This window comes from Duganella sp. SG902 (assembly GCF_013376005.1).
Taxonomy (GTDB): Bacteria; Pseudomonadota; Gammaproteobacteria; order Burkholderiales; family Burkholderiaceae_D; genus Rugamonas.
The window spans coordinates 1-19343 of sequence record NZ_JABMJK010000010.1 but is presented as its reverse complement, the minus strand read 5'-3'; the positions used below and the strand labels follow the sequence as shown (position 1 = coordinate 19343).

Below are 19343 nucleotides of genomic sequence, written 5' to 3'. Positions count from 1 at the left end.
ACCAAGGAGACGCCTGATGAGAATACCCGCCGCCGTGGCTTGCGCCCTGGCCTTGCTGACCAGCCCCGCCTGCCTGGGCGCCGCCAACGATACCGCCGCGATCCGGCAAGCCTGGCCCGGCCCCGGCCAGTTGTTCGTCGGCACCTGCTACCAGCCCGTCGACCGCTCGCCGGCGCAGATCCGCAACGATATCGCCCTGATGAAACAGGCCGGCTTCAACGTGGTGCGCATGGGCGACTTGTCGTGGGATTATTTCGAGCCCGAGGAAGGCAAGTTCTCGCTGACGCCATTCGAGCGCATCCTCGACCAGATGCACGAGAACGGCATCCGGGTCATTGTCGACATCCCCGGCACGCCGGCGCCGCTGTGGCTGCATCGCAAATATCCCGGCGTGAACCTGGTCAACGCCCAGGGCGCCGTGGTGCGGCCGGCCGAGCGCTACATGCTGGACATCAGCGATCCCGACTACCGCCGCCTGGCCGTGCGGCTGGCCGAGCAGCTGGTCAAGCGCTACGCCCACCATCCTGCCGTGATCGCCATCGGCTTCGATAACGAGATCGGCAACACCTTCATGTCCTACTCGAAGGCCGACCGTGGCCGCTTCGTTACTTGGCTGAAACGCAAATATGGCACCCTGGAGGCGCTCAACCAGGCCTGGGCCACCCAGCGCTGGTCGCGCCGCCTGAGCACTTGGGATGAGGTCGAACTGCCCTACGCCGACGGCCCCGGCCCGGCCGAGCGCAATCTCGACCTGCGCCGCTTCTGGTCCGACAACACCATCGCCGTGCTGAAGGACCTGGAACAGGTGCGCGCCCGCTACGCGCCCGACAAGCCGGCCATCTCCAACCTGTGGGACAGCGCACCGCGCAAAGGCTTCGATTACCTGTCCAGCTATCGCCAGTACGCCAATTATGGCGCCATGGGCTTCTACCCGGGGGAGCCGGTGGGGTCCGGTTTCGAGGCGCTGATGATGAAGGCCGGCATGGAAACGCCGATCTGGTTCAACGAATTTACCGCCGGTGGCGGCGGCTATTACGGCACCAAGGGTAGGTCGCGCATGTGGGCCCACCTGGGCCTGTTGCTGGGATCACAGGCGGTGATGGCCTGGACCTTCAACTCCCATCTCGGCGGCGAGGAGCAAATGCTGATGGGCCTGCTGGATCACGACGACAAGCCATCCTGGAAACTCGGCGAGTTCGGCACCATCGCCAAGGAGTTCCAGCGCCTGCAAGGCATGGGTTTCCCGCGCTACACCGCGCCGCAGGTGGCTTTCGCCTATTCGTTCGACAGCCGCAACGCCTCCGCGCCGCCCGGCCCGTCCAACACCATGCGCAACTATTTCACCATCCCGTACATGGACCAGCTGCACAACGCGTTCGCACCGGTCTTCAACGACAATATCGACACCGCCGTCATCAACATCGGCCATGAGGATCTGCAGCGCTACAAGCTGGTCGTGGTGCCGGCCGGGCTGGTGATGGACCAGCGCAGCGCCAGCGCGCTGCGCCGCTATGTCGACGGCGGCGGCACGGTGGTCATGAGCGCGTTCTCGGCCAAGATCGACGAACATGGGCAGTGGTTCAACACCGCCCTGCCCGGCGGATTGAGCGACGTGTTCGGCCTGCGCACCAGCGAGTTCTATAACGCCGCGGCGCCGCTGGAGGTGGACTTCAACGGCCAGAAGCTGGCCACCAGCACTAACTTCTACGAGGTGCTGGAACCGTCCAGCGCCAGCGTGCTCGCGCGCCTGAGCAATGTCGAGGGCGCGCCGCCTGCGATCACACTCAATCGATACGGGCGCGGTCAGGCCATCTACGTCGCCACGGCGCCGCAACGACCGGTGATGCAGGCGCTCTATCGCGGGCTTTACCAGCAGTTGGGGATCACGCCGGGCCCCGTCACGCCGGAGGGCGTCTACGCACGCGAGGTGCAGGGCCGCACGCTGTACGTCAACACCACCACCCAGCCGCAGCGGATCAAGCTGGCCGGCGGCGCCACCGGTGTCATTGGCGGCAAGTCATGGCAGGACACGCTGCTGCTCGAACCGTATGGCGTCGAGCTGCTACAGCCTTGACAGATGGCGCGCCAGCGTCGCGAACATCTGCTCCACGTCGATCGGCTTGGCGATGAAGTCGTCCATGCCGGCGCTGGTGCACTGTTCGCGCTCGGACTCCATCACGCCGGCCGTCATGGCGATGACCGGCAATTTCAGGCCCAGCTCCGCGCGGATCTTGCGGGTGGCGGTGAAGCCGTCCATCACCGGCATCTGCACGTCCATCAGCACCAGGTCGTAGACGCCGCCACGCAGCAGGTCCAGCGCCACCTGGCCGTTGTCGGCCACCGTGACCACGGCCTGCGCCTGCTCCAGGATGCCCCGGGCGACGTTCTGGTTGATGAGATTATCCTCAACCAGCAGGATGCGCACGCCGCCCAGCGGCGGCATGGCCTGTGCGCCCGCACTGGCGCCGTCCGGCGCGGTGGGCGCCAGCGCGGTCTGCACCGCGTCGAACAGGCTGGATGCGGTGACGGGCTTGGTGAGGAAGGCCGCCGCGCTGGCCTCGGCCATCTCCTGCATCAGCTTACCGCGCGCGTAGGCGTTGACCATGAAGATGACCGGTACGTCGGACAGTTCGCGCATCGCGCGCATGGTGGCGATGCCGTCCATGCCCGGCATCAGGCTATCGACCAGCACCACGTCGTAATGGGTGCCCGCGCGCAGGCGCGCCAGCGCTTCCTCGCCGGAGGCGGCACGGTCGCTGGTCCAGTTCCACGAGCGCACCGTCTTGCCGATGAAGGTGCGGCTGGTGCGGTTGTCGTCCACCACCAGCACATGCAGCACATTGGCGCCGCGCGCCGGCTCCGCCTCTTCGGCCGCGGTGAAGGCCAGCGTGAAACGGAACTCGCTGCCTTTACCCGGCTCGCTTAGCACCTGTATGGAACCGCCCAGCATCTCGATCAGGTTTTTCGAGATGGTCAATCCCAGCCCGGTGCCGCCGAAGCGGCGCGTGAACGACAGGTCGCCCTGCGTGAACGGGGAGAACAACCGCGCCAGCTGGTCCTCGGTCATGCCGATGCCGGTGTCGCGCACACAGAAACGCAGCGTCAGCGGCGCGCTGGTCATGCGCTGCACCAGCACCGAGACCTCGCCCTTCTCGGTGAATTTGATGGCGTTGCCGGCCAGGTTGACCAGGATCTGCTGCAGCCGCAAGGCGTCGCCGATCAACACGCGCGGCACGTCCGGTTCCACCGCCATGCACAGCTCCAGCTCCTTCTCGCCGGCGCTCACGCTCATGATGGTGGCCAGCGAATGCATCACCTCATCCAGCTTGAAGCGCACCGGGTGCGGTTCCACCTTCCCGGCCTGCATCTTGGAGAAGTCCAGGATGTCGTTCAGGATGCCCAGCAGCGACTGGCCGGAAGCCCGTATCATCTCCAGGTAGCGGCTCTGCTCCTGCGACAGCTTGGTGGTGCCCAGCAAATGCGCCATGCCCAGCACCGCGTTCATCGGCGTGCGCAACTCGTGGCTCATGTTGGCCACGAAGGCGTCCTTGGCGGCATTGGCCTGTTCCACCGAACGGCCAATGCCGCGCGCGTAGGCCCAGGCCACGCAGAAGCCTGCCAGCAGCAGCGTCATCACGCCCAGTCCGATCCACTTGACGGAGGCCAGCATCTCCGACCACACCACGCTGCGCGGCACGCCGATCACCACCGCCCAGCCGCTGCTGGGCGAGCGGCTGTACATCGAATACACCGGAAGTCCCTCCAGCGTGGTGGCTTCCACGGCGGCTTCCATTTTCTCCGGCATTTGCGCCAGCAGCGACGGCGCGCCTTTCTTGCCGACCGAATGTTCCGGGTCCAGCGAGCGCGCCACGATCACGCCCTGCGAATCGAACACCGCCACCACGCGGTCCGGCGGCAGGCGCTGTTCCTTGAGCGTGTGGCCGAGCCGCTCCGGCACGAACGCCGTCGAGATGCAGTAGATGACTTTACCGTCGCGCAGCACCGGCGCATGGATCGCCACCAGCGGCCGTTTCAACGCGCCGCCGATGAACACGTCGGAAATCACAGGCTTGCCGGTCTCGAACACCTTGCGGATGCGTTCCGCGCTGCCCGGATCGGGCAGCAGCGGGCCATACGGACGCGCGGTGTTCAGCAGCTGCACCGAATCGCGGTCGCTCAGGACGAAATTAAAACCGGGGAATTCAGGCCGCAGGGTCTTGCTCGCCTCCGCATGGAAGGCGGCGAAGTCCCCCTTGTCCAGATTGGGCGATTGGGACAGCGCCAGCGCCACGCTGATGCCGGTGTTGAGATCACGGTCCACCGCCTGGATCAGCGCGCGCGCCGTGATCAGGGTATCGCGCTTGATCTGCTCACGCTCACGGTCGATGAAGTGGGCCGTCAGCAGCGAGAAGCCGACGATGGATGGCAAGGCGCAAGCCCAAACCAGAGTATAGATTCGTACTTTAATCGACGGCATACCGCGTCGTGCCATGAGTCGGCCCCGTAGTTACATCGGAGACAACTCTATCACAAGCCCAGCCGGACCCCCAACCGTAATGTGGCGGCGATGTTGCGCGCGGCGCCGCGCACGTTGGCCGCCGCCGCCGCGAGGGCCTCGTCCACCGTGCAGGGCCGGCTGACGGAGCCGAACACCGCATCGATGCCGTGCGCATGCACCTCGCCGGCGCCCACGCCAAGCGAGCCGCCGATGGCGATCACCGGCTTGCCGTGGCGCCGCGCCACACGCGCCACGCCGACCGGGGTTTTGCCGCTGACGGTCTGCCCATCGATGCGGCCTTCGCCGGTGATGACCAGGTCCGCGTCCGCCACCGCCGCATCCAGCCCGACTGCGTCGGCCACGATCTCGCTGCCCGGCCGCAGGCGGCCGCCGAGGAACACCATCATGGCGGCGCCAATGCCGCCGCCGGCGCCGGCGCCGGGAACCTCGGCCACCTGCTGGCCCACATCACGGGCGATGACGTCCGCATAGTGGCGCAGGTTGTCGTCCAATCGCGCCACCATCGGCGGTGTGGCGCCTTTCTGCGGGCCGAAGATGGCGGACGCGCCCTGCGGCCCGACCAGCGGATTGCTGACATCGCAGGCCACGTCGAACACGCAATCATTGATGCGGGCATCGAGGCCGGACAAGTCAATCCGGGCCAGCTGGTCCAACGCGCCGCCGCCGGCCGCCAGCTCGGCGCCGGACGCGTCGAGCAAACGGCCGCCGAGCGCCTGCAGCATGCCGGCGCCGCCATCGTTGGTGGCGCTGCCGCCGACGCCCAGCACGAAGCGGCGCGCGCCCGCGTCGAGCGCGCTGCGTATCAACTGGCCGGTGCCGTAGCTGGTGGTGCGCAAGGGATCGCGCTGCGAAGGCGCCACCAGTTCCAGCCCGCTGGCGGCGGCCATCTCGATCACCGCCGTCTGGCCGTCGCCCATCAAGCCGTAAAAGGCCGATACCGGATCGCCCAGCGGGCCGGTCACCGTCAAGGTCACCAGCTTGCCGCCGCTGGCGTCGATCATTGCCTGTACCGTGCCTTCGCCGCCGTCCGCCACCGGCAGCTTGCGGTATTCGGCATCCGGGAAGATCTCGCGGAAGCCGGCTTCGATCTCGTTGGCGACCGCCATTGCCGTCAGGCTCTCCTTGAACGAATCGGGCGCTATGACTATTTTCATCGCTTGCTCTTATCGGTTGACCAGTTTGGCGGGAATGCGCAGCACCAGTATCGCACCAAGCAGCAGCACGCTGGACAAAATATACAGCGCCATGTCGGTGCTTTGCGTCGCGTCCTTGATCCAGCCGACCAGGAAAGGGCTGACGAAACCGGCGATCTGGCCCAGTGAGTTAATCAGCGCCAGCCCGCCCGCAGCCGCCGCGCTGCCCAGGAAGGCCGCCGGCAGGGACCAGAACTGCGCCAGCGCCGCCAACGCGCCCATGGTCGCCATGCTCAGGCCCACCATCACGATCACGGCATTGCTGGAGAAGTTGGCCGCCATCAGCAGCCCGGCCAGGCCCATGACCATCGGCAGCGAGACGTGGAAGCGGCGCTCGCGATGCTTGTCGGCCGAGCGGCCCGCCCACACCATGAACACGGCCGCCATCAGATACGGCACGGCGCTCAGCCAGCCCACCGTGACCGCGCTCTCGAAGCCCAGCGACTTGATGATCGACGGCAGCCAGAAGTTAATCGCGTACACGCCCATCTGGATGCAGAAGTAAATCACGCCCAGTATCCACACGCTGCCGTTGCGCAGCACGGCGCCGAAGGAGTCGCCAGCGGTGCTGGTGGCGGCGCGCTGCCGCTCGTCGTCGATCAGGGCGGCGCGCATGGCGGATTTTTCATCGTCGCTCAGCCACCTGGCTTGGGTGATGCCATCGTTCAGGTAGAAATACACGCCCACGCCCAGCAGCACGGTTGGCAGACCTTGCAGCAGGAACAGCCACTGCCAGCCGGCCATGCCGCCTTGCCCGGCCGAGAAGTGCGACAGCATCCAGCCGGACAGCGGACCGCCGATCAGGCCGGAGATGGGAATCGCGGACATGAACAGCGCCATCACCTGCCCACGTTTCCGGGTCGGGAACCAGTGCGTAAAGTACAGCACCATGCCGGGGAAGAATCCCGCTTCCGCCACGCCGGTAAAGAAGCGCAGCACGTAGAACGAAGTTGGCGTGGTCACGAACAGCATGCAGGCCGACAGGCTGCCCCACGCGATCATCATCACCGAGATCCAGCGGCGCGCGCCGATTTTATGCAGGATCAGGTTACTCGGCACCCCGCTCAACACATAGCCGATAAAGAAGATGCCGGCGCCAAGCCCATACACGGTATTGCTCAATTTGAGCGCGTCGAGCATCTCCAGCTTGGCAAAGCCGACGTTGACGCGGTCCAGGTAGTTGAACAGGTAGCAGACGAAGATGAAGGGAATCAGATGCCAGCCAGCCTTTTTATAGGCGCCGTCCAGGATGGAAGTGCTCATGCAAGTCTCCAGATGTTTTTATGGTGAGGGCGATTATCTGGAATCCGTCACAAAAAAGCATTGGCCATCCGCCCGGATATCAGCGCGGCGCAGCGCCAATTATTGGGCAAATGCCCTAAAATAGCTGGCATGAACATTTTAAGCACGGAACTGGCGCAGGACATCGTCACGCGGACCATGCGCATCATTCCCTACAACGTCAACGTCATGGACGCCAACGGCAGCATCATCGCCAGCGGCAATCCGGGACGCATCGGGGAGCTGCATGCCGGCGCCCTGCTCGCCTTGGCCAAGAGGCTGACCATTAAAATCGACCAGGCCAGCGCCCGCAATCTGCATGGCGCCCAGCCGGGCATCAACCTGCCGCTCACGGTGAATGGTCAGCTGTGCGGCGCGGTGGGCCTGAGCGGCGCCCCGGACGAGGTGCGCCAGTTCGGTGAACTGGTGCGCCTGACCGCCGAAATGATCCTCGAACAGGCCCAATTGACCGGCGAACTGCAACGCGATTCGCGCTACCGCGAGGCTTTCGTGCTAACCCTGATCAATGGCGAGCATGCCAATTCGGCCGACATGGCGGCATGGGCGCACCGCCTTGGCGTGCAATTCGAGCGCATGCACGCGGTCTACCTGCTGGAGCTGGAAGACGGCGCCGACCTGCACGCCTTGCAATTGCGGCTGCAAGCGCGCCTGCCCGCGGCGCTGACGGCAGCCACCGGTCCGCGCGAACTGGCCATCCTGGAGTTCCATGAGACGCCCGGTCCCGGCCACGAGAAGCTGCTGCAGGCGCTGGCCGCCAGCGTGCGCGCGGTCTGCCCGCAGCCGCATACGCTCACCCAGGGCATCGCGCTGCACGGCGCGGAAGGCGTTGCGACTTCCTTCCAGAGCGCCAAGGCGGCGGCCCGCGTCGGCCGCCAGCGCGCGGCCCGCCCGCAAGCTCCGGAGGAACGCGCCGGCCAGGAGCCGCGCCAGCACCTGTACAGTTACTACGACCACACCCTGCCTGTACTGCTCTCCGGCCTGAACACCGGCTGGCAGGCGGCCCAGCTACGCGCGCCGATGGCAAAACTCGGCAAAAACAAGGCACTGCTGCAGCGCACACTGGACGCCTGGTTCGCCCACGACGGCCATCCGGCGGCCACCGCCGAGGCCTTGCACATCCACCGCAACACGCTGGATTACCGCCTGCGCCGCATTGGCGAGATCACGGGACTGGACGTGACGCGGCTGGAAGACCGCTTCCTGCTGTACCTATCCTCGCTCCTGAACGGCGAATTCCGTCACTAAAACGAAACAAGCTGCGGCCGTTCTCGCGATTTTTGAGGAATAAATCGGCAACATTGACTCCACCATATTGTATTATTTGCGGTCGCCCGACTTTCAACACTCACAAGGTGTTGTCGGGAATCACGATAACCACAATAAAATTGGAGCCATTTTGAGCATTTTTCGAACCAAGAATCTGGATGAGATGATCGCCACAGCCCGCAAACCGGGCGGCCTGGCGAAAGTACTCGGTCCTTTCGACCTGATCCTGATGGGTATCGGCGCTATCGTCGGTACCGGCATCTTCGTGCTGACCGGTACTGGCGCCGTCACGGCCGGTCCCGCGCTGACCTTGTCCTTTGTGGTGGCGGCGATCGCCTGCGGCTTCGCGGCGCTGTGCTACGCGGAATTTGCCTCCACCGTGCCGGTGGCCGGCTCCATCTACACCTACTCCTATGCCACGCTGGGCGAACTGGCCGCGTGGATGATCGGCTGGGACCTGCTGCTGGAATATGGCCTCGCCACTTCCGCCGTGTCGGTCGGCTGGTCGGGCTACTTCCAGTCGCTGCTGTCGGGCTTCGACATCCACCTGCCGGTGGCGCTGACCGCCGCGCCGGGCGCGGTGCCGGGCGTGACCACCTTCATCAACCTGCCGGCGCTGTGCATCATGATGGTGCTGACCGCGATGCTGAGCATCGGCGTGCGCGAATCGGCGCGCATGAACAACATCATGGTGGTCATCAAGATCAGCGTGGTGCTGCTGTTCATCCTGGTCGGCGCGCGCCACGTCACCCCGGCCAACTGGCAGCCCTTCATGCCTTACGGGATGAACGGCATGCTGAGCGCATCGGCGCTGGTGTTCTTCGCCTTCATCGGCTTCGACGCCGTGACCTCGGCGGCCGAGGAAGTCAAGCGTCCGGAACGCGATCTGCCGATCGGCATCATCGGCTCGCTGGCGGTGTGCACGGTGCTGTACGTGATCGTGTCGGCCATCATGACCGGCATCGTGCCGTTCAAGGAATTCATGGGCATCGACCATCCTGTCACGCTGGCCCTGCAGCGCGCCGGCGAGAACTGGTTCGCCGGTTTCGTCGACCTCGGCGCCATCCTCGGCATGACCACCGTGATCCTGGTGATGGCCTTCGGCCAAACCCGCATCATCTACGCCATGTCGCGCGACGGCCTGCTGCCGAAACGCCTGTCGGAAGTGCATCCGCGCTTCCAGACGCCGTTCTTCTGCACCTGGCTGGTGGGCATCGTGTTCGGCATCCTGGCCGCCTTCGTGCCGCTGAACGTGCTGAATGAGCTGGTCAACATCGGCACGCTGGCCGCATTCAGCCTGGTGTCGATCGCCATCGTCATCCTGCGCAAGACCCGCCCTGACCTCAAGCGCTCGTTCCGCTGCCCGGGCGTGCCGGTGATTCCGGCGCTGGCCGTGATCTTCTGCGTCACGCTGATGGCTTACCTGAGCTGGTTCACCTGGGTGGCCTTCATCATCTGGCTGGCCATCGGCCTGGTGATCTACTTCGGCTACGCCCGCAAGCACTCGCTGCTGAACAAGTAAGCCCTTCCCTACGCTGCCTGCGGCTGGAATTTCTTCCGGTACGCCGCAGGCAGCAGTCCCACCCGCTGCTGGAACAACCGGCGGAACGAGTTGCTGTCCTCATATCCCACTTTGAAGGTAATGCTGTCGAGGCTCATGCGGGTCGCTTCCAGCAGGTGCTTGGCCTTTTCTATGCGCAGCGTTTGCAGGTAGGCCAGCGGCGTGTAGCCGGTGGCCTCCTTGAAGCGGCGCATGAAATTGCGCACGCCGAAGCCGAAGCGCGGCGCCAGCTCGTCGATCGACAGCGGCTGGTCGTAGTGCTCCTCCAGCCAGTTCTGCACGCGCAGGATGTCGGCATCCCCATGGCTCTTGGGCATGGACCACATCACATACACCGATTGCTCGCAGCGGGCATTATCGATCAGCAGATAGCGGCTGCACTTCTGCGCCAGGTCGAGCGAGCCGTAACGGCGGATCAGGTGCAGCAGCAAGTCCATGGCCGCGCTGGCGCCGCCGCTGGTGATCAGGCCATTGTCCTCGCACAGGGTTTCGCGTTCATCCATGCGCACATCGGGATAGCGCCTGCGGAACAGGTCCGCGAAGGCCCAGTGGGTGGTGGCGCGCGTGCCGCCCAGCAGGCCGGTTTCCGCCAACAGGAAGGTGGCGGTGCACATGGTGGCCAGCACCGCGCCCTGCGCGTGCTGGCGTTTCAGCCACGCGCTGTAACGGCCGAAGCCGGGCAAGGCTTCGCGCAACGTGAACAAAAAGCCGGGAATCAGCACCAGATCGGTGCGGGGGATGTCCGCCAGCGCCAGTTCCGGCTGCAAGGTCTGGCCGCGCAGCGTGCGCACCGGCGCGCCGTCCAGCGACGCGGTGACGACGTCGAATATCGGCTCGCCGGCGAACAGGTTGGCGGCGGTCAGCAGTTCCAGGGCCGTGGTGGCGCTGGCGGCCGAGCATTGGTCGGCAAAGAGCAGGGTCAGATGCATGTCGCTTTTCGCATGAAAAAAGTCATTTCCGCATCTACCTTAACAGATCCCGCTCCTCTATAGTGGTGGCCATCCTCTACTCACCTGTACACCATGAATCTCTGGTTCCGACTGTTCTGGATGCTGCTCAAGCGTCCATGGCGCAAGCGCGTCGACCCTTTTTCCACCACCGTGGTGCGCATGCGCGTGTGGCCGCTCGACCTTGACCTCAACCGTCACGTCACCAATGGCCGCTATTTCACGCTGGCCGACGTCGGCCGCATGGACTATGTGCTGAAAACCGGCGCCTTCCGCACCGCGCTGCGGCACAAGGCCGTGCCCATCGTCGGCGACGCATGGGGCAAGTTCCGCCGCGAGCTGAGGGTGTTTCAGACGTTTGAAATCCACACCCGCATGCTGGGCTGGGACGACAAGTGGAGCTTCCTCGAGCACCGCTTCGTCAAGGATGGCCGCGTCGCCGGCGTGGTGGTGATGCGCGGCGTGTTCCGCTCGGCCAAAGGCACGGTGCCGCCGGCCGATATCGTGCGCGATCTCGGCGTGGCGGAACAATCGCCGGCGCTGCCTGAATGGCTGACGCGCTGGTCCGCCAGCTGCGACGGCATGAGCGTGCAGCTGCGCGAAGAGGAAACGCCGGCCTGACAAAGCCCCGTCATTCCGGCGAAAGCCGGAATCCATAGAATGCGCGCGTTAACACAGCCCATGCGTTCCATGGATTCCGGCCTGCGCCGGAATGACGGGTCAGAGCCCTTCCAAACTCAGGGCGCGCACGGCGCCCTTCAACTGCGCATGCAGTAGCGCGCGCTGCTCCTCGGTGGCACCGGGAAACATCTGCTGCTCCACCTCGCGCACCTTGGAATCGCACTGCGCCAGAATCGCGTGACCCGCCTCGGTCAACGTGATCTGGATGATGCGTCCATGCGACGGATCGGGCGTGCGCTCGATCCAACCCTTGCCCTCCATCGACTTCACCATCTCATTGGCCGACTGCGGCGTGGTCATGATGCGCACCGCCAGCTGCGCGTTGGACAGCGAACCATGCGCACGGAACACCGTCAACGCCGTGTACTGCGGCACCGTCAGGCCGGCCGGCGCCACGCAATCGCGCAGGCGCTTGTTCAAAATGTGGTCCAGCCGCCCCACCAGATAGGCCAGTCCCACGGGCTTGGAATCGGAATTTGCTCTAACCATAAAAATTCATCTTGAAAAACGTAAAAGGTGGGTATAGTATAAGGTACATATCAGGCAGCCTGATAACAAACTTACACACACAGGAGATATTGTATGTCCAAATACGCTGGCCGATGGGAAACCGTGAAGGTCGAGATTGAAAACAGCATCGGCTGGATCACCCTCAACCGTCCTGAAAAACGCAACGCCATGAGCCCTACGCTCAACCGCGAAATGATCGACGTGCTCGAGACGCTGGAGCTGGACGACGAGGCGCAAGTGGTGGTCCTGACCGGCGCCGGCGACAGCTGGACCGCGGGCATGGATTTGAAAGAATACTTCCGCGAGAACGACGGCAAGCCTGAGATTTTCCAGGAGCGTCTGCGCCGCGATTGCTCGCAATGGCAGTGGAAGCTGCTGCGCATGTACTCCAAACCGACCATCGCCATGGTCAACGGCTGGTGCTTCGGCGGCGCGTTCTCGCCGCTGGTGGCCTGCGACCTGGCCATCGCCGCCGATGAAGCGGTGTTCGGCCTGTCCGAAATCAACTGGGGCATCCCGCCGGGTAACCTGGTCAGCAAGGCCGTCGCCGACACCATGGGCCACCGCCAGGCGCTGCACTACATCATGACCGGCGACACCTTCAACGGCCAGGAAGCGGCCGCCATGGGCCTGGTCAACAAGAGCGTGCCGCGCGCCGAGCTGCGCCAGCACGTGCAGGAGCTGGCCGACAAGCTGCTGGCCAAGTCGCCGACCGTACTGCGCATCGCCAAGAACGGCTTCAAACGCTGCCGCGAACTGACCTGGGAGCAGAACGAGGACTACCTGTACGCCAAGGTCGACCAGTCGAACTACCGCGATCCGGAAAAGGGCCGCGCGCAAGGCCTCAAGCAGTTCCTGGACGATAAGACCATCAAGCCAGGCCTGCAAACCTACAAACGCGGTTAAAAACCCTACAATAAAAACAGAGGAGACAACCATGTTTAATACCGACCTGCTGATTGGCGGCGCCAGCGCCGCCGCCCACACCGGCGCCGTGTTCGAGCGCCGCAACCCGGCCAGCGGCGAAGTCGCCACCCGCGCCGCCGCCGCCACGCTGGAAGACGTCGACCGCGCGGTGCAAGCCGCGCAAGCCGCCTTCCCTGAATGGTCCGCCATGCTGCCGGGCGCGCGCCGCGCCTTGCTGATGAAGGCCGCCGACGCGATGGAAGCGCGCCGCGCCGAATTCGTCGAGCGCGGCATCGCCGAAGCCGGCGGCGCGCCGGTGTGGTACCAGTTCAACGTCACGCTGGCCGCCAACATGCTGCGCGAGGCGGCCGCCATGACCACCCAGATCAGCGGCGAAGTGATTCCGTCCGACGTACCAGGCTCGTTGGCCATGGGCGTGCGTCAGGCTTGCGGCGTGGTGGTCGGCATCGCGCCGTGGAACGCCCCGGTCATCCTCGGCACCCGCGCCGTGGCCATGCCGCTCGCCTGCGGCAATACCGTGATCCTGAAGGCGTCCGAGCTGTGCCCCGCCCTGCACCGCCTGATCGGCACCGCGTTTGAGGATGCCGGCTTCCCGCCGGGCGTGGTCAACGTCATCACCAATGCGCCGCAGGACGCGCCGAAAGTGGTGGAGCGCCTGATCGCCGCGCCGGCCGTCCGCCGCGTCAACTTCACCGGCTCCACCAATGTCGGCCGCATCATCGCCCAGCATTGCGCCACCCACCTGAAACCGGCGCTGCTGGAACTGGGCGGCAAGAATCCGCTCATCGTGCTGGAGGACGCCGACCTGGACGAGGCGGTGGAAGCCGCCGCCTTCAGCGCCTTCTTCAACCAGGGGCAGATCTGCATGTCGGCCGACCGCATCATCGTCGACAACAAGATCGCGGATACCTTCCTCGACAAGTTCGAGGCCAAGACCCGCACCCTGAAAGCCGCGCACGCCGACGCGCCGCTGACCGGCATGATCGACGCCACGGCCGCCAACCGCGTCAGCGCCATGCTGGCCGACGCTAAACAGCGCGGCGCGCGCGTGCTGCAAACCTCGTCCGAAGTGCAAGGCAATATCATGCAGCCGGCGATCGTGGACGGCGTCACGCCCGAAATGAAGGTGTACCAGGAAGAGTCCTTCGGCCCCATCGTCTCGATCCTGCGCTTCGACACCGAGGAGGAGGCGATCCGCCTCGCCAACGACAGCGAATACGGCTTGTCGGCGGCGGTGTTCAGCCGCGACATCGGCCGCGCCATGGCTGTGGCCAAGCGCATTGAATCGGGCATCTGCCACATCAACGGCCCGACCGTGCACGACGAGGCGCAAATGCCGTTCGGCGGCGTGAAGCACAGCGGACAGGGACGCTTCGGCGGCAAGGCGGGCATTGCGGAGTTCACGGACCTGCGCTGGATCACGGTCCAGACCACCCCGCGCCACTACCCTATCTAAGGAGCAGCGCATGAACCAAGCAAGGACTGCGGCGCCTGAAGTCAGGCGCCGCCCGGTCAAGCTGGGCAACCCGGAGGTCGCGGTGTACCAGGAAAACGGCTTGTGGCACGTGGACGCCGTCACGCCGCTGGACGACTTCCCGCCCCGCTTCACCGACCGGCTGGAATCGGGCGCCGCCGCCCACCCGGAGCGCACGCTGGTCGCGCGCCGCGGGCCGGACGGCGAGTGGATACGCCTGTCGTACGCGGAGGTGCTGGACCGCGCGCGCCGCATCGGCCAGTCGCTGCTCGATCGCGGCCTGTCGGCCGAGCGCCCGCTGATGATCTTGTCCGGCAACGACCTCGAACACTTCCAGCTGGCGCTGGGGGCGATGTACGCGGGCATACCGTATTCGCCGGCGTCGCCGTCGTACTCGCTGGTGGCCACGGACTACGGCAAGCTGGCGGAATTGGTCAGCCAGTTGACGCCGGGCGCGCTGTACGCCTCGGACGGCAATGCGTTCAGCCGCGCCATCAGCGCCGTGATGCCGGCCGGCGCGGAGCTGATCCTGGCCCACGGCGAGGTGGCCAACCACCACGCCACGCCTTTCAGCGCGCTGCTGGACGTCGAACCGACCACGGTGGAGGCGGCGCACGACAAGGTCAACGCGCAAACCATCGCCAAGTTCCTGTTCACCTCGGGCTCCACCAAGAAGCCCAAGGCCGTCATCACCACCCACGGCATGTTGAGCAGCAACCAGCAGATGCTGCTGCAGACCTTCCCCTTCATGGGCGAGGAACCGCCGGTGCTGGTGGACTGGCTGCCATGGAATCACACCTTCGGCGGCAGCCATAACGTCGGCATCGTGCTGTATAACGGCGGCACGCTGTACATCGACGACGGCAAGCCAACGCCGCGCGACTTCGGCGCCACCCTGCGCAACCTGGCGGAAATCGCGCCGACCATGTACTTCAACATCCCCAAGGGATTTGAAATGCTGACCGACGCCATGGCCAGCGACAAAAAGCTGAGCGCCACCTTCTTCTCGCGCGTGAAGCTGTTCCTGTGCGCCGGCGCCGGCCTGTCGCAGGCGGCCTGGGACAGGCTCGATGCGGCGGGCATCGCCGAATCGGGCGAGTCGATCCGCATCATGACGGGGCTGGGCATGACCGAGACCTCGCCGTCGTGCACCTTCGGCACCGGTGACATCATCAAGGCCGGCTACGTCGGCGTGCCGGCGCCGGGCTGCAAGGTCAAGCTGGTGCCGTCGGGCGACAAGCTGGAGGCGCGCTTCCATGGTCCGCACGTCACGCCGGGCTACTGGCGCGCGCCGGAACTCACGGCGGCGGCGTTCGATGAGGAAGGCTACTACTGCACCGGCGACGCGCTGCGCTTTGTCGATCCCGATCACCGTGAACTGGGCTTCATGTTCGACGGCCGCATCGCGGAGGACTTCAAGCTCAACACCGGCACCTTCGTCAGCGTCGGCCCGCTGCGCGCGCGCGTCATCAGCGCGGCGGCCCCGCATGTGCTGGACGTGGTGGTCACGGGCATCGACCGCAACGCCATCGGCTTGCTGGTGTTCCCACGGATGGAACATTGCCAGGCACTGTCCGGGCTTGGCGACGGCGCCAGCGTGGAGGAAGTGCTGGCCAGCGCGCCGGTGCGCGAGCGCTTCCAGTCGCTGCTGAACCGCCTCAACGCGGACGCCAGCGGCTCGTCGATGCGCATCGACCGCCTGCTGCTGCAGGCGGAACCGCCATCGATCGATCATCGCGAGATGACCGACAAGGGTTCCATCAACCAGGCGGCGGTGCTCACGCGCCGCGCGGCCATCGTGGCATCGCTGTATGAAGGTACGGATCCAAACGTAATCATCGCTGCATAAATACATAAAATTACAGGAGACATTTATGAAACTGAAAAAACTCGCATGTATCGGTGTGGCGGTCGGCATGGTGTTCGCCAATGGCGTGGCGCAGGCGCAGGACACCATCCGCATCGGCGTCATCGCGGCGCTGAGCGGGCCTTTCGCCAATATCGGCAAGCCGTTCGAGGACGGCATCAAGACCTATATGCAGCAGTACGGCGACAAGGTGGCGGGCAAGAAGATCGAAATCGTCTATCGCGACGATGGCGGCTCCAACGCCGACTTGTCCAAGCGCGCCGCGCAGGAGTTGATCACGCGTGAAAAAGTCAGCTTCCTGATCGGCTTCTCGCTGACGCCAAGCGCGCTGGCGGTGGCGCCGATCGCCACCCAGGCCAAGATTCCGATGATCGTGATGAACGCGGTCACCACCGGCATCACCGCCAAGTCGCCGTACATGCTGCGCACCAGCATGACCATGCAACAGATGACCGAGCCTTTCGGCACCTGGAGCGCGGCCAACAAGGTCGGCAAGGTCTACACGCTGGTGAGCGACTACAGCACCGGCATCGACGCCGAGGCGCGCTTCAACAAGGGCTTCACGGCGGGCGGCGGCAAGATCGTCGGTTCCTCGCGCGTGCCGCTGGCGAACCCGGACTATTCGCCGTTCATCCAGCGCGTCAAGGACGAGAAGCCGGACGCCCTGTTCTTCTTCGCGCCCGGCGCCGAGGATGGCACCGCGCTGCTGAAGGCCTTCAGCGACAAGGGGCTCGACAAGGCCGGCATCAAGTTCCTGGGCGTGGGCGACATGACCAGCGACTCGCCGACGCTGGAGGCGCTGGGCGACCGCGCGCTGGGCGCTGTCACGGTGCTGAACTACTCGACCGCGCTGGACAACCCGGCCAACAAGGCGTTCCTGGCCGCCTACGCCGCCGCGCTGCCGAAGGCGCTGCCGCCGACCTTCGTCACCGTGGCCGCCTACGACACCATGGGCATGATCTACGAAACCGTCCGCAAGCTGAATGGCACCGTTACCGGCGACAAGGCCATGCAAATCCTGTCCAACATGAAGTGGGACAGCCCGCGCGGTCCTATCTCGATCGACCCGGCCACGCGCGACATCGTGCAGAACATGTACATCCGCGAGGTCAAGAAGGTGAATGGCAAGCTGATTAACCAGCCGGTCGGCGTGCTCAAGGACGTCGCGCCGATCTGATCCCGTAGTTCCCCAAGCAGGTCCGCACGCAGCCCATAGAAGGCTGCGCGGACCGTCACGCCCTTACGACTATAGAGGAGACACCCAATGAAGAACATCCAATTGACCGCGATGGCGGCATCGGTCGCGCTGCTGCTCACTGCCTGCGGCGGTTCCGGCACCAAGGCAAGCGCCGGCGGCCTGCCGCAACTTGGCGCGGCCAGTGGCGCCACGCTGGGCAACTGCGCCGATCTGGTTAATAAAATCAACTTCGCCAACACCACCATCACCGGCGCCAACGCCATCGCGGCGGGAGCGCTCACGGTCGCCGGCAAGCCGGTGCCGGCGCACTGCCAGGTCACCGGCCAGATGTACAAGCGCACCAGCGCGGTCGACGGCAAGAGCTACGCCATCGGCTTCGAGATGCGCCTGCCGAACAACTGGAACGGCCGCTTCTTCTATCAGGCCAACGGCGGCGTTGATGGCAGCGTGGTGACCGCGACCGGCCCGGTGGGCGGTGGGGGCCCGCTCGACAATGCGCTCAACATGGGCTTTGCCGTCATCAGTTCCGACGCTGGCCACAGCCCGGCCACGCCGTTCTTCGGCACCGATCCGCAAGCGCGGCTGGACTACGGCTACCAGGCGGTCGGCAAGCTGACGCCAATGGCCAAATACATCATCGAGACCGCCTACGGCAAGAAGCCGGACCGCTCCTACATCGGCGGATGCTCCAACGGCGGCCGTCATACCATGGTGGCGGCGGCCCGCTATGGCGACCAATACGACGGCTTCCTGGTCGGGAATCCCGGCTATCGCCTGCCGCTGGCGGCCATCGCCAACATCGCCGGCGCCAAGACCTATAACACGCTGGCCACCACGCCAGGCGACCTGTCGACCGGCTTCACGCAGGCCGAGCGCACGCTGGTGTCCAACGCGGTGCTGGCCAAGTGCGATGCGCTGGACGGAGCGGCCGATGGCCTGGTGCAGAACACGCAGGCCTGCCAGGCCGCTTTCGATTTGAACCGCGATGTGCCGACCTGCGGCGGCTCGCGCGACGGCACCTGCCTGAGTGCGGCGCAGAAAACCGCCATCGGCGGTCTGTTCGCCGGCGCCACCACCGCGAGCGGAACCAAGATCTACTCCAGCTTCCCTTACGACGCCGGCCTCGCCACCGGCGGCTGGGCATCCTGGAAGTTCAATGCGCCGCTGGCGCTGGACTCGGGCGCGGTGGGTTTGATCTGGGAGGCGCCGCCTGAAGATCCGGCCACCTTCAACGGTCCGAACTTCGCGCTGACCGGCGACCTGGCGACCATGCTGACCAAGGTGGCCGCCACCAACGCCACCTTCACCGAGAGCGCGCTGTCGTTCATGCTGCCGCCGAATCCATCCGACTTGTCGACGCTGAAAAACCGCGGCGCCAAGATCATGGTTTATCACGGCACCAGCGATCCGATCTTCTCCAGCGATGACACCACGGCATGGTACAACGCGCTGCGCACCAACAACGGCGGCGATGCCTCCAACTTCGCGCGCTTCTTCGCGGTGCCGGGCATGAACCACTGCGCCGGCGGTCCGACCGCGGATCAATTCGATATGCTGACGCCACTGGTCAATTGGGTGGAGCAAGGCAAGGCGCCGGACAGCGTGCAGGCCAGCGTGCGCGGCGTGGGCAACGCCGGCGGCGTCAATACCGACCTGCCGGCCAGTTGGTCCGCTTCGCGTACCCGTCCGCTGTGCCCCTATCCTAAAGCGGCCAAGTACAAGGGCAGCGGCAACATCGAGGACGCGGCCAACTTCACTTGTGAATAAGGCTTAATCCGCGCTCATGCCGTAATGCCGTTAAGAGCCGTCATTCCCGCGCAGGCGCACTGCTGTCCGGAATAATTTTGTTGACATGGTTTCAAAAGAGTGAAGGTTGCAGTTGTGCGAATTCCTCCATC

General features: G+C 65.2%; 14 protein-coding genes. 9 read left to right on the top strand and 5 right to left on the bottom strand.

The features are described from left to right. Positions 1-16 precede the first annotated feature (16 nt). Positions 17-2074 (top strand): beta-galactosidase, encoded by a 2058-nt coding sequence (locus FHW83_RS20255; RefSeq protein WP_176648164.1) that lies wholly within the window; start codon positions 17-19, stop codon positions 2072-2074. On the opposite strand, the gene FHW83_RS20250 is transcribed toward FHW83_RS20255, so the two are convergent. From FHW83_RS20250 to FHW83_RS20240, 3 genes are all read right to left on the bottom strand, one after another. Next, positions 2063-4429 carry a hybrid sensor histidine kinase/response regulator gene (locus FHW83_RS20250; RefSeq protein ID WP_229224278.1) on the bottom strand — a complete coding sequence of 789 codons (2367 nt, stop codon included), beginning with the start codon at positions 4427-4429 and terminating at the stop codon, positions 2063-2065. The genes FHW83_RS20255 and FHW83_RS20250 overlap by 12 nt on opposite strands. Positions 4430-4527: 98 nt before the next feature. Continuing rightward, a complete protein-coding gene (locus tag FHW83_RS20245; protein WP_176648162.1) occupies positions 4528-5673 on the bottom strand; it encodes a glycerate kinase in 1146 nt (381 codons plus the stop codon). A gap of 9 nt (positions 5674-5682) precedes the next feature. After that, complete coding sequence (locus tag FHW83_RS20240; protein ID WP_176648161.1) at positions 5683-6975, bottom strand: MFS transporter; 1293 nt, start codon at positions 6973-6975, stop codon at positions 5683-5685. A gap of 129 nt (positions 6976-7104) precedes the next feature. Here FHW83_RS20240 and FHW83_RS20235 point away from each other — a divergent pair, with 129 nt between their 5' ends. Beyond that, positions 7105-8259 carry a sugar diacid recognition domain-containing protein gene (locus FHW83_RS20235; RefSeq protein WP_176648160.1) on the top strand — a complete coding sequence of 385 codons (1155 nt, stop codon included), beginning with the start codon at positions 7105-7107 and terminating at the stop codon, positions 8257-8259. A 151-nt stretch (positions 8260-8410) separates the two neighbouring features. Beyond that, positions 8411-9802: an amino acid permease gene (locus FHW83_RS20230; RefSeq protein WP_304506230.1), complete on the top strand. Its 1392-nt coding sequence runs from the start codon at positions 8411-8413 to the stop codon at positions 9800-9802. 8 nt (positions 9803-9810) lie between these two features. Here FHW83_RS20230 and FHW83_RS20225 read toward each other — a convergent pair whose 3' ends face one another. Continuing rightward, positions 9811-10770 carry a GlxA family transcriptional regulator gene (locus tag FHW83_RS20225; RefSeq protein WP_176648159.1) on the bottom strand — a complete coding sequence of 320 codons (960 nt, stop codon included), beginning with the start codon at positions 10768-10770 and terminating at the stop codon, positions 9811-9813. Between the two features lie 93 nt (positions 10771-10863). Here FHW83_RS20225 and FHW83_RS20220 point away from each other — a divergent pair, with 93 nt between their 5' ends. Then, positions 10864-11409, top strand: a complete 546-nt coding sequence (locus FHW83_RS20220; RefSeq protein WP_176648158.1) for a thioesterase family protein — start codon at positions 10864-10866, stop codon at positions 11407-11409. A 99-nt stretch (positions 11410-11508) separates the two neighbouring features. On the opposite strand, the gene FHW83_RS20215 is transcribed toward FHW83_RS20220, so the two are convergent. Further along, positions 11509-11958: a MarR family winged helix-turn-helix transcriptional regulator gene (locus tag FHW83_RS20215; protein ID WP_176648157.1), complete on the bottom strand. Its 450-nt coding sequence runs from the start codon at positions 11956-11958 to the stop codon at positions 11509-11511. A 93-nt stretch (positions 11959-12051) separates the two neighbouring features. On the opposite strand from FHW83_RS20215, the gene FHW83_RS20210 reads away from it, so the two are divergent. The 5 genes from FHW83_RS20210 to FHW83_RS20190 all read left to right on the top strand — a co-directional run bounded on the left by FHW83_RS20210 (position 12052) and on the right by FHW83_RS20190 (position 19212). Further along, entirely contained in the window at positions 12052-12885 is an 834-nt protein-coding gene (locus FHW83_RS20210) for a p-hydroxycinnamoyl CoA hydratase/lyase (RefSeq protein ID WP_176648156.1), read from the top strand. Positions 12886-12916: 31 nt separating this feature from the next. Beyond that, positions 12917-14362 carry an aldehyde dehydrogenase gene (locus FHW83_RS20205; RefSeq protein ID WP_176648155.1) on the top strand — a complete coding sequence of 482 codons (1446 nt, stop codon included), beginning with the start codon at positions 12917-12919 and terminating at the stop codon, positions 14360-14362. A gap of 10 nt (positions 14363-14372) precedes the next feature. After that, positions 14373-16229 carry a feruloyl-CoA synthase gene (locus tag FHW83_RS20200; RefSeq protein ID WP_176648154.1) on the top strand — a complete coding sequence of 619 codons (1857 nt, stop codon included), beginning with the start codon at positions 14373-14375 and terminating at the stop codon, positions 16227-16229. Between the two features lie 25 nt (positions 16230-16254). Beyond that, entirely contained in the window at positions 16255-17424 is a 1170-nt protein-coding gene (locus FHW83_RS20195; protein WP_176648153.1) for an ABC transporter substrate-binding protein, read from the top strand. Positions 17425-17511: 87 nt separating this feature from the next. After that, complete coding sequence (locus tag FHW83_RS20190; protein WP_176648152.1) at positions 17512-19212, top strand: tannase/feruloyl esterase family alpha/beta hydrolase; 1701 nt, start codon at positions 17512-17514, stop codon at positions 19210-19212. The last annotated feature ends 131 nt before the right edge of the window (positions 19213-19343 follow it).

Bases quoted from the DNA above. Each gene is read 5' to 3' on its own strand.
- FHW83_RS20255 (WP_176648164.1), top strand. From the start codon at position 17: ATGAGAATACCCGCCGCCGTGGCTTGCGCCCTGGCCTTGCTGACCAGC.
- FHW83_RS20245 (WP_176648162.1), bottom strand. From the start codon at position 5,673: ATGAAAATAGTCATAGCGCCCGATTCGTTCAAGGAGAGCCTGACGGCA.
- FHW83_RS20240 (WP_176648161.1), bottom strand. From the start codon at position 6,975: ATGAGCACTTCCATCCTGGACGGCGCCTATAAAAAGGCTGGCTGGCAT.
- FHW83_RS20235 (WP_176648160.1), top strand. From the start codon at position 7,105: ATGAACATTTTAAGCACGGAACTGGCGCAGGACATCGTCACGCGGACC.
- FHW83_RS20225 (WP_176648159.1), bottom strand. From the start codon at position 10,770: ATGCATCTGACCCTGCTCTTTGCCGACCAATGCTCGGCCGCCAGCGCC.
- FHW83_RS20220 (WP_176648158.1), top strand. From the start codon at position 10,864: ATGAATCTCTGGTTCCGACTGTTCTGGATGCTGCTCAAGCGTCCATGG.
- FHW83_RS20215 (WP_176648157.1), bottom strand. From the start codon at position 11,958: ATGGTTAGAGCAAATTCCGATTCCAAGCCCGTGGGACTGGCCTATCTG.
- FHW83_RS20210 (WP_176648156.1), top strand. From the start codon at position 12,052: ATGTCCAAATACGCTGGCCGATGGGAAACCGTGAAGGTCGAGATTGAA.
- FHW83_RS20205 (WP_176648155.1), top strand. From the start codon at position 12,917: ATGTTTAATACCGACCTGCTGATTGGCGGCGCCAGCGCCGCCGCCCAC.
- FHW83_RS20200 (WP_176648154.1), top strand. From the start codon at position 14,373: ATGAACCAAGCAAGGACTGCGGCGCCTGAAGTCAGGCGCCGCCCGGTC.
- FHW83_RS20195 (WP_176648153.1), top strand. From the start codon at position 16,255: ATGAAACTGAAAAAACTCGCATGTATCGGTGTGGCGGTCGGCATGGTG.
- FHW83_RS20190 (WP_176648152.1), top strand. From the start codon at position 17,512: ATGAAGAACATCCAATTGACCGCGATGGCGGCATCGGTCGCGCTGCTG.